The organism is Planococcus dechangensis (genome assembly GCF_042654465.1).
In the GTDB taxonomy this organism is placed as follows: domain Bacteria; phylum Bacillota; class Bacilli; order Bacillales_A; family Planococcaceae; genus Planococcus; species Planococcus dechangensis.
Map to the genome: position 1 here is coordinate 1,138,181 of NZ_JBHSGL010000005.1, position 15,601 is coordinate 1,153,781.

The 15,601-nt window shown below is 41.0% G+C and carries 15 protein-coding genes; 6 read left to right on the forward strand and 9 right to left on the reverse strand.

Going from position 1 to position 15,601, the window contains the following annotated elements:
* Window positions 1-13: 13 nt before the first annotated feature.
* The gene (locus ACFO5U_RS08840; protein ID WP_377278512.1) at window positions 14-556 is read right to left on the reverse strand and encodes a PepSY domain-containing protein; all 543 of its coding nucleotides are present in this window, start codon (window positions 554-556) and stop codon (window positions 14-16) included.
* A 380-nt stretch (window positions 557-936) separates the two neighbouring features.
* Between ACFO5U_RS08840 and ACFO5U_RS08845 the strand changes: the two genes are divergently transcribed.
* The 3 genes from ACFO5U_RS08845 to ACFO5U_RS08855 are packed head-to-tail and all read left to right on the forward strand — an operon-like array spanning window position 937 to window position 4,559.
* The gene (locus ACFO5U_RS08845; RefSeq protein WP_377278513.1) at window positions 937-3,003 is read left to right on the forward strand and encodes a BglG family transcription antiterminator; all 2,067 of its coding nucleotides are present in this window, start codon (window positions 937-939) and stop codon (window positions 3,001-3,003) included.
* Window positions 3,000-3,266, forward strand: a complete 267-nt coding sequence (locus ACFO5U_RS08850; RefSeq protein WP_274843433.1) for a PTS sugar transporter subunit IIB — start codon at window positions 3,000-3,002, stop codon at window positions 3,264-3,266. The genes ACFO5U_RS08845 and ACFO5U_RS08850 overlap by 4 nt, the downstream gene beginning before the upstream one ends.
* 24 nt (window positions 3,267-3,290) lie before the next feature.
* Entirely contained in the window at window positions 3,291-4,559 is a 1,269-nt protein-coding gene (locus ACFO5U_RS08855) for a PTS ascorbate transporter subunit IIC (protein WP_377278515.1), read from the forward strand.
* A 125-nt stretch (window positions 4,560-4,684) separates the two neighbouring features.
* Here the strand turns inward: ACFO5U_RS08855 and ACFO5U_RS08860 are convergent, their stop codons facing one another.
* Together ACFO5U_RS08860 and ACFO5U_RS08865 are read right to left on the reverse strand one after the other, a co-directional pair.
* Window positions 4,685-5,650 (reverse strand): carbohydrate kinase family protein, encoded by a 966-nt coding sequence (locus ACFO5U_RS08860; protein WP_377278517.1) that lies wholly within the window; start codon window positions 5,648-5,650, stop codon window positions 4,685-4,687.
* Between the two features lie 32 nt (window positions 5,651-5,682).
* Window positions 5,683-7,152, reverse strand: coding sequence for a glycoside hydrolase family 32 protein (locus ACFO5U_RS08865; RefSeq protein WP_377279483.1), 1,470 nt, complete (start codon window positions 7,150-7,152; stop codon window positions 5,683-5,685).
* Between the two features lie 946 nt (window positions 7,153-8,098).
* Here ACFO5U_RS08865 and ACFO5U_RS08870 point away from each other — a divergent pair.
* Together ACFO5U_RS08870 and ACFO5U_RS08875 are read left to right on the forward strand one after the other, a co-directional pair.
* Window positions 8,099-8,899 carry a hypothetical protein gene (locus ACFO5U_RS08870; protein WP_377278519.1) on the forward strand — a complete coding sequence of 267 codons (801 nt, stop codon included), beginning with the start codon at window positions 8,099-8,101 and terminating at the stop codon, window positions 8,897-8,899.
* A gap of 791 nt (window positions 8,900-9,690) precedes the next feature.
* Complete coding sequence (locus ACFO5U_RS08875) at window positions 9,691-9,891, forward strand: cold-shock protein (RefSeq protein WP_377278520.1); 201 nt, start codon at window positions 9,691-9,693, stop codon at window positions 9,889-9,891.
* 551 nt (window positions 9,892-10,442) lie between these two features.
* Here ACFO5U_RS08875 and ACFO5U_RS08880 read toward each other — a convergent pair.
* From ACFO5U_RS08880 to ACFO5U_RS08895, 4 genes are all read right to left on the reverse strand, one after another.
* Window positions 10,443-10,961, reverse strand: coding sequence for a hypothetical protein (locus ACFO5U_RS08880; protein ID WP_377278522.1), 519 nt, complete (start codon window positions 10,959-10,961; stop codon window positions 10,443-10,445).
* A gap of 82 nt (window positions 10,962-11,043) precedes the next feature.
* The gene (locus ACFO5U_RS08885) at window positions 11,044-11,514 is read right to left on the reverse strand and encodes a hypothetical protein (RefSeq protein WP_377278524.1); all 471 of its coding nucleotides are present in this window, start codon (window positions 11,512-11,514) and stop codon (window positions 11,044-11,046) included.
* 84 nt (window positions 11,515-11,598) lie between these two features.
* Window positions 11,599-12,258 carry a hypothetical protein gene (locus ACFO5U_RS08890; protein ID WP_377278526.1) on the reverse strand — a complete coding sequence of 220 codons (660 nt, stop codon included), beginning with the start codon at window positions 12,256-12,258 and terminating at the stop codon, window positions 11,599-11,601.
* Between the two features lie 82 nt (window positions 12,259-12,340).
* Entirely contained in the window at window positions 12,341-12,805 is a 465-nt protein-coding gene (locus ACFO5U_RS08895) for a hypothetical protein (protein WP_377278528.1), read from the reverse strand.
* 269 nt (window positions 12,806-13,074) lie between these two features.
* Between ACFO5U_RS08895 and ACFO5U_RS08900 the strand changes: the two genes are divergently transcribed.
* A complete protein-coding gene (locus ACFO5U_RS08900) occupies window positions 13,075-13,539 on the forward strand; it encodes a hypothetical protein (protein WP_377278529.1) in 465 nt (154 codons plus the stop codon).
* Window positions 13,540-13,633: 94 nt separating this feature from the next.
* Here ACFO5U_RS08900 and ACFO5U_RS08905 read toward each other — a convergent pair whose 3' ends face one another.
* Together ACFO5U_RS08905 and ACFO5U_RS08910 are read right to left on the reverse strand one after the other, a co-directional pair.
* A complete protein-coding gene (locus ACFO5U_RS08905) occupies window positions 13,634-14,170 on the reverse strand; it encodes a GNAT family N-acetyltransferase (protein WP_377278531.1) in 537 nt (178 codons plus the stop codon).
* A 104-nt stretch (window positions 14,171-14,274) separates the two neighbouring features.
* Complete coding sequence (locus ACFO5U_RS08910; protein WP_377278533.1) at window positions 14,275-15,513, reverse strand: hypothetical protein; 1,239 nt, start codon at window positions 15,511-15,513, stop codon at window positions 14,275-14,277.
* Between the last annotated feature and the right edge of the window lie 88 nt (window positions 15,514-15,601).

The following is a 15,601-nucleotide window of genomic DNA, read 5'->3' on the forward strand; positions in this document are numbered from 1 at the left end:
ATTCGTTACAAGTTTAGATTTTGCCTTGATATACGCGCTTGCCGTTGTGCAAGTCGATGATTTCCAATTCTCGACTGTGCTTCAGATAAATTGTCTTAAACTGTTTTTGACCGTTTTCATTCAATAGAAAAAGAATGCGGTTCCCTGGATTATCCGTAGCTAAATGATAAGTAAGTGAATCGGTGTTTACGTTCTTTTCGATCATCGCGAATTCTGCGTAGTTTGCGGCATCTACCGGCCGGCTGAATCCACTATCAGGGGCAGTTTCTTGGTCAGATGCTTGTTCCAAAAATTCACCGGAAGCGGCATCGATCGTGAACTCATATTCATGCGTTGAACTTTCCACTTCCACTTCATAATAACGGCCTTCTTCAAACGATAACTCTACTTCCTGTACCGTTCCCTCTACTTTAGCAAATACTTCCTGTAAAGCTTTCTCGGCACTTACTTTTGGGGCTTTCGCAGTGTTCAATGCAGATGCTCCTACAACAGACGCTCCGCCAATGCCACCCACGATGACAGTTCCTGCAATGACTCTCATCCATGAATTCTTCAAAACGATTCCTCCTTTTTGTTATTACAAAATAATAATAACTAGCCGAAATGAGTGCGAAGTGAGTAAGAGATTAGAATTTGGTGAGAAAACCTCTACACTTCTACATTTCTCTTTTGTGCGATTAATTACTGGCACTGTCGCAATTTCGCTGGCGTTTGTAAGTTCATGATATTGGTCTTTGTTTTAGTCTGAGCACTTTACGGAAGCTTACTTCATAAATTCATTTAATATAGCTTTTTTAAATTGGCGAAAAAATCCTCTAGCCGTATTTACCAAACTACAGTACAGTGTTGTGCAGTAACCACCACACTATTGGGACTTAGAAAAGATAGATTTCATCAAATATATCGAATATTGTAGAGACAAGGGAGGCCTGAAGGATGTTTTTAGACGAAAGAAGTGCAAGTTTACTAAAGCTCCTGCAGCATTCATCGATTCCCTCGATGGGTGAAATTGAAAATCAAACAGGGCTGACACGCAGACAGATTCAATACAGTTTGGGTAAGGTCAATGATTGGCTCCAATTTAATAATTACGCCCCCGTTCAGTACAAGCGTGAACTCGGATATTTTTTGCCCGATAAAATTCCAGAAGATGAAATCAGCGTCAAGCTGACCAAACAGAGTTACGTTTTTTCAGAAAAGGACCGCGAGCAAGTCGTTTATTTAATGATCCTATTGAGCCAAGAACCACTATCCGTTTTTCATTTTCAATCGGCCACGGGCGTTTCAAGAAATACTGTACTGAGTAATCTCCAGCGTTTGAAAGAAGTGGCTAGCGAGATGGGATTGACCATCCAGTATTCCAAACAATTCGGTTACATCATTACAGGCGACAGCCGGGTCAAACGATTCGTCATCGAGCAGCTGCTTCATGAAGTGTTGAACAGCCCAAACAGACAAATGATCACACAGTGCATCTGGAGTGGATTTGAAGAACGCATCGCAGCTGTGCATGAGAAGCTGGAACACATTGAAAAGCAATTGGGCATCACCTTCACTGATGAACGGCTCCACGAACTGGCCTACTTGTTCTTCTCAACCGATCAATTGATCGGCAAAGGAGAAGAGTTGGATCAAGACCCGAGCTGGCTGCCATTTGCAGAAACCAAAGAATTTGCGCTGATTGAGGCAATGATCAACACCGCAGCTTTCCAATCCCGCTGGAGCCAGACGGAAAAACTCTACGCTACCTTGCATCTCGTCAGCATGAACCGGACAAAAGACCGGTCGCCCCTGCGAGATGACCAGATGTTCCGAGAGCTGTTGCTGCAAGTCACAGACGAGTTTGAACGGTTGACATTTGTTCATCTTCAAGACAAAGACCAACTGTGCGAGCAATTGTATGTGCATTTTAAACCGGCTTTTTATCGCATCAAATACGGGTTTCCTCACGTGAATCCGATGATGGAGCGGGTCAACAAGATTTACCCGGAACTTCACCATTTAACCCGTAAATCCTTGAAGATTCTGGAGCAGGAACTAGGCTTTCAACTGCCCGAAGATGAAGCCGCCTATTTCACCATCTATTTCGGCGGCTGGCTGCAACGGCAAGGCACCCGTTTGGACGATAGGAAAAAAGCGATTGTCGTTTGCCCTCATGGCATCGGCGTCAGCAATATCCTCAACTATACGCTGCGGGAATTGTTTCCGACCATCTTGTTTTTGGATGTGCTGTCTGTCCGGGACACAGCGGAGTATCCGCTGGACTATGATCTGGTCTTTTCATCGGTCTTCTTGAATACCGAGGCCACCTTGTTTGTCGTCCCACCCATTCTAGAAGAGCGGGATAAGCAGAAATTGAATAAGCAAGTGATGCAGGAACTCTACGGTTACGCTGTTCCGGACTCGGATGTCGACGGATTGATGAAGCTCATTTCCAAATATGCGACGATTCACGACGCGAACCAATTGGAAAAGGAATTACAAGCCGCTTTGTATACGCAAACAGCCGGAACACACACATATGCAGTAAAGGAGGCAGAAAAACCCGTGCTAGGAGAACTACTGACGACTCAAACACTTCAACTCAAACAACAGGTCGACACTTGGCAGGAAGCGATTGAAATCGCTGCCAGCCCCCTTGTGGAATTAGGCACAGTGAAAGAACAATATGTAACGGCGATGATCGAATCCATCGAGAAGAACGGCCCGTATGTGGTCATCACCCCACTGGTCGCGATTCCCCATGCACGTCCTGAAGAAGGAGTGCTTTCCTTATCCATGAGCTTATTGAAGCTCGACGAGACGGTGGATTTTGCCCCGGATAAACCCGTTCAATTGATTATCGTGCTGGCGGCAGCGGACAGCGATTCGCATCTGCGCGCCTTGATTCAACTAACAACTTTACTGAACGAGCCAGCCAATATTGAAAAAATGCTCGAAGCCACGGACAAAGAACAATTATTGGAAATCATCCAAACATATTCTAAGGAGGAAACAGAATGAAAATCATGGTAGTGTGCGGAAACGGATTAGGAAGCAGCTTTATTATGGAATTGAATGTCAAGAAGGCGCTAAAAGAATTGGGGAAAACAGCCGAAGTGGATCATACCGACCTGACTTCAGCCAAATCGGTGCAAGCGGACATCTTTATCGGCGCTGCAGATATCATGAGCCAACTGGAAGATGGAAACAGAACCATCATCAATCTAGAAAACATGATGAGCATTCCGGAAATCAAATCCAAACTAGAGCCTCATTTAGCATAAGTCTGGCGTGAAGGGGGAAATGCTATGTTACAGGTAATCATGAACGACATCTTGGGTGAACCAGCCATTCTCATCGGCTTGTTTGCGCTGGTAGGATTATTGCTGCAGCGCAAAAGCAGTGCAGACGTCGTATCAGGAACATTAAAAACAGTGATGGGCTTTTTAATTATCGGAGCCGGCGCGACCGTATTGATCGGCTCGCTGGACATCTTCGGAAGAATGTTCGATTATGCCTTCAACGTGCAGGGCGTCATTCCGAACAATGAAGCGATCGTCGCTGCTGCACAAAGCGAGTTCGGAACCTCGACTGCTTTAATCATGGTATTCGGGATGATCTTCAATATTGTTTTGGCACGTATCACGCCGTTTAAGTTCATCTTCCTTACCGGACACCATACTTTGTTTATGGCATGTTTACTGGCCGTCACCTTGTCAGTCGGCGGTCTCGCAGGCGCGCCATTGATCATTGTCGGATCGATTATTCTCGGGCTTTGTATGGTGCTGTTTCCAGCGCTGTTGCAGCCGTATGTTCGCCAAATTACCGGCAGTGACGATTTTGCTGTAGGACATTTCGGCTCGATTGGCTATTTTGTTTCTGCCAATGTCGGAAAATGGGTGGGCAATAAAGAAAAGTCCACTGAAGAGATCAAAGTTCCTAAGTCGCTTGGCTTTCTAAGAGATACTTCTGTGGCCGTTTCGTTGACGATGGTGCTGTTCTTCCTCGTTGTCGCTTTGTTTGCCGGACAGGACTATATTGAAACGACTCTATCAGGCGGTTCGAATTTCTTAGTCTTCTCATTCATCCAAGCGATCACTTTTGCAGCAGGCGTCTTTATCATCCTCGCGGGTGTTAGAATGCTCATTGCTGAAATCGTCCCTGCATTCCAAGGGATTGCTGATAAATTGGTGCCTAATACCAAGCCGGCATTGGATGTTCCAACGGTCTTCCCGTTTGCGCCAAATGCCGTCATCATCGGTTTCTTGTTCAGCTTTTTTGCTGGATTGTTGGCGATGTTCATCATGCCCGTTCTCGGTTTAAGTGTGATCGTCCCCGGGCTGGTCCCGCATTTCTTCACGGGAGCTGCGGCTGGTGTCTTCGGAAACATCACAGGCGGAAGGCGCGGTGCCATGGCGGGCGCATTTGCCAATGGATTGATCATCAGCTTTATCCCGGCCATCCTATTGGTATTGATGGGCGATATCGGATTCACCGGAACGACCTTTGGCGACTCAGACTTTGGCGTGATCGGCATCTTGATTTTGAGCATCATGAAATTTTTAGGATTCGCCTAATTTACATGATAACGATAAAAGCCATTCCAAAAATCAGCTGATTTTGGAATGGCTTTTGGTATTCAGGCTTTAAATCGCATGCCTTGTTCATCGTTTTTTTCGAAGCGCTTGAACATTTTGCGGTTTTAATTCATTAACGCCAAGACTTCGTTTTTCGTCGGAAGTGAAGAAATAGCCCCTTTTCCAGTAGTGACCAGTGCCCCACTGGCGTTTGAAAAAGCCATCAGCTCATGGTGATGTTCTTTTAGTAAGGTCTGCAGATTGTCTTGTCCCGCACCCAAATTCAATAATTGGTATAAGAAAGCGCCAGTGAATGCATCTCCTGCTCCTGTCGTATCTTCGACTTTCACCGAATATCCAGGAGATGAATATTTTTCATTTTGCACGTACAGATCTGCTCCCTTAGCGCCTTTCGTCAATACCACTGCCAATACATCCCCTGTGAACAAAGAGCCAATAGCTATGGACTCGTCCGCTATGCCGGTGATAAACTCCAGTTCGTCGTCGGAAACTTTGATGATATGCGCCGTTGGAATGAATTCCTGAATGGTCTCCCGGCATTGCTTCGGATTGTCCCAAAGCGGCAGGCGTACATTGGGATCAAAACTGATGATTGCACCAAGCATCTTAGCGGCCCCGATCGCTTTCACATGGGCTCTTTTCATCGGGCTGTCGACTAAATCCACCGAACCAAAATGCAGCACATCACCTTGCCCGAACCAGTCAACATTTACCTCTGAGGCTTTAAGAAGTAAATCCGCAGAGGGATTGCGATAAAATGAAAAGTCGCGTTCCCCGTCTTCGCGCAAAGAAACGAAAGCAAGTCCGGTATTCGCCTCTTTTGTCCTTGCAATTTTATCGGTCTTCACGCCGGACTTTGTTAGTTGTTCCAACAGAAAATCGCCAAAGGCATCCTGCCCCACTTTGGTGATCAGTGAAGCCGTGCCGCCAAACTTGGCAACCGCCGCTGCCACGTTAGCAGGCGCCCCGCCAGGCACGCGCGTAAATGAAACGACGTCTTTTAAGGCGACTCCTCTTTCGTGGGGGATAAAATCGATCAGTATTTCACCAATAGAGAATAAATTTCCCATTCAGCACAGCTCCCTCTTCTGACTCCCAATTGTTAATAGTCCCATTTGACTGCTTTAAACGCAGCTCGGCCGCCTGTTGCAAAAAATCGGATTTCCTGGCTTCTGATATCCGGGAAAATCCGGGCGGTAAACACTTCTTCACCGTCGTTGACAAAAATCTCCACGGATGAAGAATCGACAAACAAATGGAACTTGTACACATCCCCATCGATCCGGCATTTGCGTTCGGTTCCATGTTTGCTGCCGATCACTTTGCCCGATGATGCGCGGTCCATGATCACTTTCTCTTGGACAGCATCAAATTTGATCACCGTTTTTTCAGTATCGCTCGCGCGGAATTCGATGCCATATTCCAAGGCGTCTCCTCGTTCAAACTCACAGACAAGCTCATACGTAACCCCGGAGAATCCTTCCATCACTTTCTTTTCATCCGAAAGTTCACCTTGTGCTTCGGCCTTCTCTTTGCGCAGTGACTCCAATTCCGGAATCGGCTTCTGAATGATTTTCCCGTCTCGAAGCGATAATTCCCGAAGGATGGTCAAGCAGTTTGCCCATCCATTGATATCGGTCGGATACTCGATTTCAGGCAGACCCATCCAGGCGACCATCAGCCGTCTGCCGTTCGGGTCCTTCATCGTATGCGGGGCGTAAAAATCAAAACCGCGGTCTAGTTCGACAAACTCTCCATGGGTCAGTTTCCGTCGTTCCAAATCGATTTTCTCGCCCAACACATAACCTGCCTGGTAAATGTTTTGATACAAATCTCCCTCGGTTTCCAATCCTTGCGGAGAGAAAATCAAGATGCCCTTATCTTCCATTTCAAAATAATCCGGGCATTCCCACATAAACCCGAAGTTATCCAAATTGGTGGCCAGTTCGCCTTCAAACTTCCATTCCAATAAATCACTCGAACTCAATAAACAGACAGCCCCTGTTTCATCGGTTCTTTGCGCACCGATGACCGCATAATAACGGTCTTCCACTTTCCATAATTTCGGATCGCGGAAATGCTCAGTATAGCCATCTGGCACTTTATCGAGAACGGATTTTTTCGATTTGATGATATTTCCCTCATCATCCATCAACGCTATGCATAGATAGGGGTGTCTCACGAGATTCTCATCCCGTGTATTGCCGGTATACAGCAAATACAATTTTCCGTCATGTTCCACCGCACTTCCTGAATAGGCGCCGTGGCTATCAAAATACTCGTCCGGCTTAATGGCGATCCCGACATTCTCCCAGTTGACAAGGTCTGTCGATTTGGTATGGTACCAATACTTCAAGCCATGAAAAGGCCCTAACGGATGCCATTGATAATACAAATGAAATTCACCGTTGTAAAAACAGAAGCCGTTCGGATCATTGAGAAGCCCAGAAACCGGTTGGATATGAAAGGTTTGCCGCCACGTACAGCTGTTGACCCTTAAAATCAAGTTGTCAATATCTTCTTGGCTGATCTGATCGAGCCGAATGTAACTTTTCCCCCGCGGTAATTCCATCTTTCTCATTTTTCTCCTTCTCCTTTTTAGAAAGCAGAATTTTGCCTTGCCCCATGCTCTAAAAAGTATCTTGTAAAGAACTCCTTCTCTCTAACGAAAGCCCTTATTCATCGGTCCCTTCCCAATTGAAATGAAAGCGTTTTCTTAACTGAATTATATTATTTTCAAGATCTATTATCAACGCTTCACGTTTATATAGTCAGATTTTTCTGCTAATTAAAGACAAAAGTGTGTCTGCTATGCTCGAAGTCGACTACTAAGCCCTCAGCTGCTTAAAAAGTTTCGCAATGTAATAATGACCGTCGTATGTGCGATGATTAAATAACTCAATGAGGCCGGAAAACATCCGCGTTATTTCAACTGCCTAAACGATTTCCTCTTCTTCTTTCTTGAAAATACCGACCAATAGCATAACGAGTCCAATTATGAAAATAAAGGGGAAAATATAAAACATTATCAACGCAGCCCAACCATTTTCTACCATGACAGCGTAGTGTCTCCCGATCACAAAAGCTAAAGCTGGGGAAATGGGTGCCATGAGAGCAATGCCCCATACCTTTAATTTATTCTTCTTCGATTTGTTTATACTTATCAGAGCAGCTACAAACGCACCTATAAATGCAATTACATACCCTATAATAATGACTATTTCAATTTTACCAGCCCTTTCTCTATTTCATTTCGTTCTTTTTTAATAAGTATTCTCTTTTTCTTCTTGCTCTTCGAAATTCTTTGAAATCAGCAATCTGAATAGGGCTCAATTAGCATTAAGTTACATCCATATATGATTGAAAATTACTCTTAGTTTAATTCAGTTTCAAAGTAACTTCCTTAGTAAATCAAAAAAATAGATTAATTGTATTTTTTATATCCTTATTTATATAATTGTTATTAATTAACATATCTTACTATATAATTGTAATTAATAAAAAGGAGGAAGATTCCAATGAATGTAAAAAATGATTTTGTGAAAAAAGTTTGTGGATTAACTGTAGTCGCCTTGTTTGTAAGTTCAGTAGGCCCTTTAGCGAGTTCAGCTGACTATTCGTCTCCTATGCCACAATCTCCTCTAGATGACGTATTAGCTTCGGAGACAATCGACATGATTTCAACTGAAGTGGTTTTGGATGAAGAAGTTCTATCAGAAGACTTTGACTTAGAAGAAGAAGTAGCCAATATGCCGACGATCGATGAAATGACCCCTGAGCAAAAGGAATTATTTGACGAAATCGTTGCTGAACAAGTTGCTTTAGCAGGTATTGAAGAAACGGAAGTTTTTGAAGAAGCGCTCAATAACTTTTTTGATGAAAATTCGGATACATACAATGATTTAAACAGCGGACAGATAGAGTTGGAAGAGGCAATTGAAGACGAAACGCAAGTGTCACTTATGAAACAAGTCTTTAATGAAACTCTTGGAGTGAAAGAAGCACAAGCAGCTATCACTGTAAAAGTAGGAGTGAAGTTTGCTGGAGCCGTCTTTAATACAGCTATAGGTTTTGCTGTTGGTGGTGGCGTAGGTGCTATCCAAGCCTTTATTATTAAAAAAGGGAAATATGAGGCGCAAAAATTATTTAATAGAACAGTAACAAGTCGTTTAAAAGCATGGGGAGCTAAAAAATTGGCGATAAGTGTTGGTGTTTGTGTAGCTGTCGCTTTAAATTACCTAGATGTTGGAACTCAAATCGCAAAACAACTGGATAAAAGAGATAAAGTACCGAATAATGGATGGATAAACATCTATTAAAAGTAAAGGTGGTATATAAATGGTGAAATACATTGCAGTATTGGTATGGGTAACTTTATTTATGTATTTTTACAATATGATAGTCCCTAAAAACGGATTATACCTTTTGATTGCTATACCTGTACTGTTAGTCACTTCATTTTCAATCTTAAAGTTTTTTGAAAAAAAAAAGAAGTGACTAAAAATCAAGCATAGCTTTTTATTCATTTAGAAAGACCTAAAGAAGCTTCCTTTGTATAAAAGGAATCTTCTTTTAATTTTTTATGCCCATCTCGAAACCCTGAATATTGTTGCGAAATCAACTGTCTGAAGGTATCTTAATGGCTACTAATTTACATTCGAATTAACTAAAGAACCACCTTTTTCAAGGGGGGGCCTTTTCATTAATAAATTTTCAGCTGCTTTTTTCTTTTTCCATACATCCCCAACACTAAATGCATTTCGCAACTGAAAATTGAGCCACTTCGTAACTTAAATTTGAGCCACTTATGAATGGCTTTTTTCTAGACGTTATACAAACCCTTCAACTAATTGAATTGATATTTACGGATGGATTATTTCATTACTTATAACTAAGGATACAGGTCGATTTCGTTGACGAGGCAAGTAGGAATATCCCCCCATAATTAAGAACAAAACCATTTGCTATCTTTTTTATCTTATATCTGTTACTCTTAGGTAGAGTTATTTTTGTTCGGTTCAGATTGAGAATACATTTTGTTTTTCGTCTAAGGTATTTGAGCAAGGATAGTAACACATTGTGTGGAGATCCACACTAGGAGGCAACAATTATGGAACAAGGTACAGTGAAATGGTTTAATGCAGAAAAAGGTTTTGGTTTTATCGAGCGCGAAGCAGGGGATGACGTTTTCGTACATTTCTCAGCTATCCAAAGCGACGGTTTCAAATCTTTAGACGAAGGTCAAGCTGTAACATTTGATATCGAAGAAGGACAACGTGGCCTACAAGCTACAAACGTCCAAAAAGCTTAATAATAGCTAAAAAAGACCCTACATGTAGATGTAGGGTCTTTTTTTTTTTGGATTTGATCTTACCTATTTCCACGAACAGATGAAACGAACGATAACAGGCCATAACGAACGCCATTCTTCGTTTTGGTCTTTTTATATGAATTGTGTTTACAAGCCGCTTCCAATCAGCTGACTTTAGTGACGCGTATGTAATTTAATATTGATGACTTTGATTATACTTTCTGCTTAAGGTATTCGTTTAAAGTAACGCTCCCATAATAAATGGAAGTACAGCAATCAATATGCTCTTCGTTTCTATGTAGATCAGAATCTCAAGTAAACACATTAGAATCGTACTTAAAACTTTTAAAAAAGTAATTATTGATTTTCCACCCCTAATTTTTTTCGTGGATAGCGAATGAAACAGGCTTACTTGTCCATAACGATTCATTTCCATGTGAAAAATGAAATACACTTTAAAGGTGACAGTAATAAAGTGAATGTAATTTAATTCATATAGATTTACATTCAGTTTTAAGTTCTTTCATCACCTTTTACCCTCACCCCATAGACTAGACGTAGTCTACCCCTTTACCGGAAACCACAAAGTGCGGGCTGTTCTTTCGGCGGTTAAAAAATCGCCAGAACTCCCAGTCTTCGCTTTCATCCGATGAATCTGGAAACACTTCCAGCACAAAGCTATTTGACATCAATATTTTTAATCCACCCAAGCCGTCCACTTGCACCTCTTCGATGACCAGGTTTCCATCAACAGCCTTAAGAAATTCTGTTATCCGTTCATCGAAGCGATTATTCCCAGCGACATGCCACTCAAAGTCTTCATCTTCTTCCGGCCAGTCAGCACGGGGAACAAAAAGGTCCTGTGAGGCTACGACAATCTTAGAGTCGTTACTCAGGCGCCATGTACACTGTATATGCAAAGCAAACTCAGGGGATTCTTCAGTTTGACCTCTTCGGGTAATAGAGATCGTTTCGCCCAAACCAAATGAAATCAGATTGGCGGCTCTTGTCACATCTCTCAACTTTAGCCCTTTGAGCTTCTCTGTTTCATTTATAATAGCCTCTCTCATGTCTGCCTCCTTTAAACTTCCCAATACTTCTTTTTCAGTTCAGATATTTCCTTAGCTTTTTGAACTTTTATATTCCTTGATCCTACAACTTATTTCTTAAGCTTTTGGATTGAATTAAAAAATACGTTCCTGACTCCCATCGATATTGCCCAACCTCAAATTTCTTTGGATCGATTAAATCCTTGAAATACAAGGGAAGTTCAATCAGCCAATTTATATTTGTTATTTTTAGTGGGAAATTATCTTCATTCGGATTGGGGCTATGAATATACACAGCATCTGAACCGGCATCCTGGTCATCTATTACAATCCAGGATTGGAAGGGTTTTTCGAAGGTTTCCAACCTCTTTAATAAACTTTCATATAAAGCTATATGTGCTTTTATATGCTCTCTTCTGATTTTTATACTCCTGTTTCCATGTCCCCAAAAATCAAGATGGGTATGCCAAAGGTCAAACCAACTATCCTTTGCAAAGTCCAACCGGAGATGTTCCGTTGCAGCCTCTTTGTGCAAGTTACGAAAATAACGTCTTTTCCCGCGGAACTTCTTCAAGATAACCGCCCCCTTTTCATTGCGCTTTGGTTACTTTTTAAACGTTATTTCACCTTGGCAGCCACATATTTCTATCGCAAGAGGTCATGAATGAATCGGTTCAACCCTGACTAGCTTGCATTGGCAGCAATAGAAAAAATTAAGGACCATTTCTCCAAATAGAAATGGCAGTACGGAGATTAATCTTCCTTCAGTAGAATCTTCTCCAATCGATGCCACATAGTCCATCTCTTTAGCGCATGACATGCAAGTTATCCTCTCCGTCTCCACGCCATCGCTTAATCGCCCACCAAAAATACGCGCGATGTAATTTGACCCTAATTGATCGAAAACGTCATACATGTCTTCATCACTGGATTCACTGGAAAGAACTTCTTGCTTATCTAATGACAGCAGTCGAACCGGGGTTTCTGGGAGTGGTGAAGGCAAGCTATCTTCTTCCTCCATAAGCCATTTTTGCTCGTCGAACTGCTGCAAATTTAAAATGCGGTCACTTTCCACTTCATAATACTGAGTGTCCCAACAACCCGAACAATTTAAACAACTGGCTAATGGTAATTTCGACTGACCTTGTCCTATGTCTTTAAAAATTGGATCTGTTAAATCAAACACAAACAGCGTCTGAACTAGAAGTCCACAAGTCGGGCATGAAAGTGTCTCAATAGAATTTCCTCCAAAAGAATGCGAGTACTCTCCCTTCCCTTCGATTACTTTATATCCTTTATTTTGCATTTCATTGTTCAATGCACTGTCCCCCTTTTCCAACGCACATCAAAACACATGCTTGGGCAATCGTTTTAGTAAATACTTAAGCTACCATTTCTAGTCATATTCCTAAATGGTAAAGATAAAGGTTCTCTTCTTCCAATCTCTCAATCATGGACAGCAGCCTGTCCAACAATTCGAGTGCATCTTTTTTATAAAATACTAGCCCTTCACGCCCGCCTAGCACTTTTTTGTTGGAAGAATACACAAATTCTCCAGTCAGCTCCAGCTTTTCAGGAGCGTTCAAAAATAAAGCGTACCAAGCTTTAAAAATACTTTTCATTGTAGCTGCTGATGTTCGATCAAAAAGAGTGACACCCTCATAATTGATTCCTTTTACTTCTTTTGTCATTGATACCGCTGGGTTTTTACATGGTATCCAGTTTAATGAATCGGCTATATATTGAATCAAATCATCGGAGAGAGTTATGGAGTCTATAATATCAGTTGTTTTCTTATTGCTCCCCATCAACTCTTGATAGGAAACTGTATTTGGTACTAAGAAAAATTCATGTTCTAAGCTCATCCTCTATTTCTCCTTAAGGTTTTAGTTTATGTCATTTTGAATGCAACTCAATTTAGATTAAGTTGCATTCGCATCAACTGAGATTTAGTGGATCACCCAACAGCATCCATCTCGCCAATTAAAAGTAATTGGTATGTATTCGTAATCAATTAACTAAAGTTATAATAAACTTAGCTTACCCTAGTTCCCGAAAAGTTATAATTTTTCTCTAATAACGGGTCAGACTAGACAAAGTGTCAAAAGGTACCATAGTCTTTGGAGGTGTGACGATGAAATTTGCAGAACAATGTTCTCTTGAGCTGGTAAAGTTGGGGTGCGGACATATTTGGTTTGAGGATGTTTATTTTTCATTAGAAGACATAAAACAATTACCTGTTATCATTCAGCAACTTAATCACATCGAAGAATTAGCAATCAGTACTTTTCATTTAAGTGACGAAGGAATTATGGAAGTCTATTGGTGTAATCTTTCTATTCAAACCGTCGATGTGGTTCAGGATAAAAACAGCGTCCTTCTATGTGATACAGGTAAAAGCACGTTAGAAGCGCTCGACGATTATTCCATTGCATTGTGGAATAACACTTTTTATCAGGTTCTAAAAGAAGATATACAAGGATTCATTGAGAGTATAAATCAGTATGTTAGTTTTATGAAAAAAAATGAACGTCCTCTTAGTGAAGAATATGATTTACCTACCAACGATGGACAAGGCATCTATTATCAAATCTGGTGATGACATTAAGACAAGCTTTGCCAGATACTGAGAAAAGAAAAAACTGAAGCATCTTCTGATAATCCTTACTATGTGAAGAAATTTTCGAATCCTCTTAATTTTCCAGTTCTTCGTATTCTTTTCTGATTATAGCCATGATAATTTCATCTGAATAGCTTTCGTCATAAGATAGTGAGTCTCGCAAAACACCTTCTTTCCTAAACCCCACTTTCTCGTAAGCTCCAATTCCTCGTTTATTATGACTGAAAACTTCTAACTGTAAACGATTCAGTTCAAGCTCTTTAAAAACAAATTTTAAGATAAGTCTCGTCGCTTCTGTACCTAAACCTTTGCCCGTATGCTCAATAGCATTCATCGATATTCTAAACCCTGCTTTGCGATTATCCTCGTCAATATCAGTAACCGATAACTCTCCAACCATTTGGTCGTTTTCGTTTAAACATATGGCAAAGTCATAGCGTGACGAATTTTCTTTTGATCGTCTAATATGTTGTTGAATTTGTTCTATAGTAAACGAAGCTTTTGTTCCAGTCATGTATCGAATTTCATGGTCTTCAGTAGCATCTAGAAGCTTTTGCGCATCCGATTCCTCAATTGAACGCAGATACACTCTATCGTTTTTCAATTTCATAGCCATCCCTCCCAAAGATCAATAAGCTGCAACATTCGCGATACTTAAAATAAAAACTATTTGAAAAAGGGCACTTCTTATAGAAAAATCATGTGAATTCTCCCCTACCATTCGCGCCATTCTTCCGTAATATCTTCTTTCGTATCCAATCCGGCTTGCTGTGCTTTTTCTATAATGAAAGCACATAATTCTTCCCGCTCCAATGTCTCAATAAAAAAGTCATGTTTTTCATTTAGCGCATTTAAATAGAGGACTGTTTGCTTCACTTTTTCAAATATTTTCTCATACGATGGTTCTTGAAGATGCGAAATCTCATCCACATAACTTCGGAGAACTATTTCCGTTTCAGCTATATTTTCTTCGGTAAACTGGTCATCTCCAGCGCCCATTCGTTTTCTCCACTTTTGTGTAAGCAATAGCTGTTTCTTCCGCTTTTTGTTTTGCGGAACCGGTCCATTCTCATCCTTGATTAGGCTCTGTCTATGGGAGGAATGGCCAGAGATAGAAGTCACCTCTTCTAGCCGATGGGAATAATGCTCATTCTCTGTAAAAGACACGGTCTCCAAGCCTATACAAGGAGAAATATCTCCATCAACAACAACGGAATCTGCAAAAATCAAAGTTTTCAGGTTTGGAAGCTGCTTTGTAAACCGAATGGATAGAATATCCCCACAGGCATTTAAACTCAAAAACTCAAGCGATTGAATCTTTCCGATTGGAGAAAAGTCTTGAATATTCTTCACCAAGTCTATTTGGAGTTTTCTCAGGTTTTCCGATAAATATTGTATTGCTCCAATATCTGTTAAAGTCTTCGTTCTGTATAGTCCTAGAAAACTCAGCTTTTTCAATTCTTGAATACCTTCTAAAGAAATAAGTTGAGGGCTGATGAGCTCGAGATGTACAAGATCTTGGAGAGCTGTAATTTCTTTCAAGTTTTTCTCTTCCGGTTGGTAACCCCAGATCATCATTTTCTTTAAATTGATCAGGCTGGCAATTCCTAAGGCCTTAGAAGGCAGCTTACCGAAAATCTCTTCCAAGGAAGTCAATTGGCTAAAGTCAATTTCCAATGTAGGGGAGGGTTCGTTGATCACTAAGGTTTTCAGGTTCTTTAAGCGATAGGCTCCGTTAAAATGCTCCACACTAGGCCCTTCTATCATTAAATGTTCAATACCCGGACATTCACTCAAAAAGTCTATTTGTGATTTGCCATAGCGATAAGTAATTTCAATATTTTTAATCTGATGTGTTTGGATATAATGAATAGATTCTTGTACATTATGCTTGCCGATTAATACTGTGATTCCATTTTTACTATTTCTTAAACGAACTTCACGTTTATCCATAGGCACTCCTTAATGATCTTTTATCTGATGGTATGTAAACTTGGTTCTTATATAAATACTCCTTCAGAACTCAGCATTCAAGAAAAAT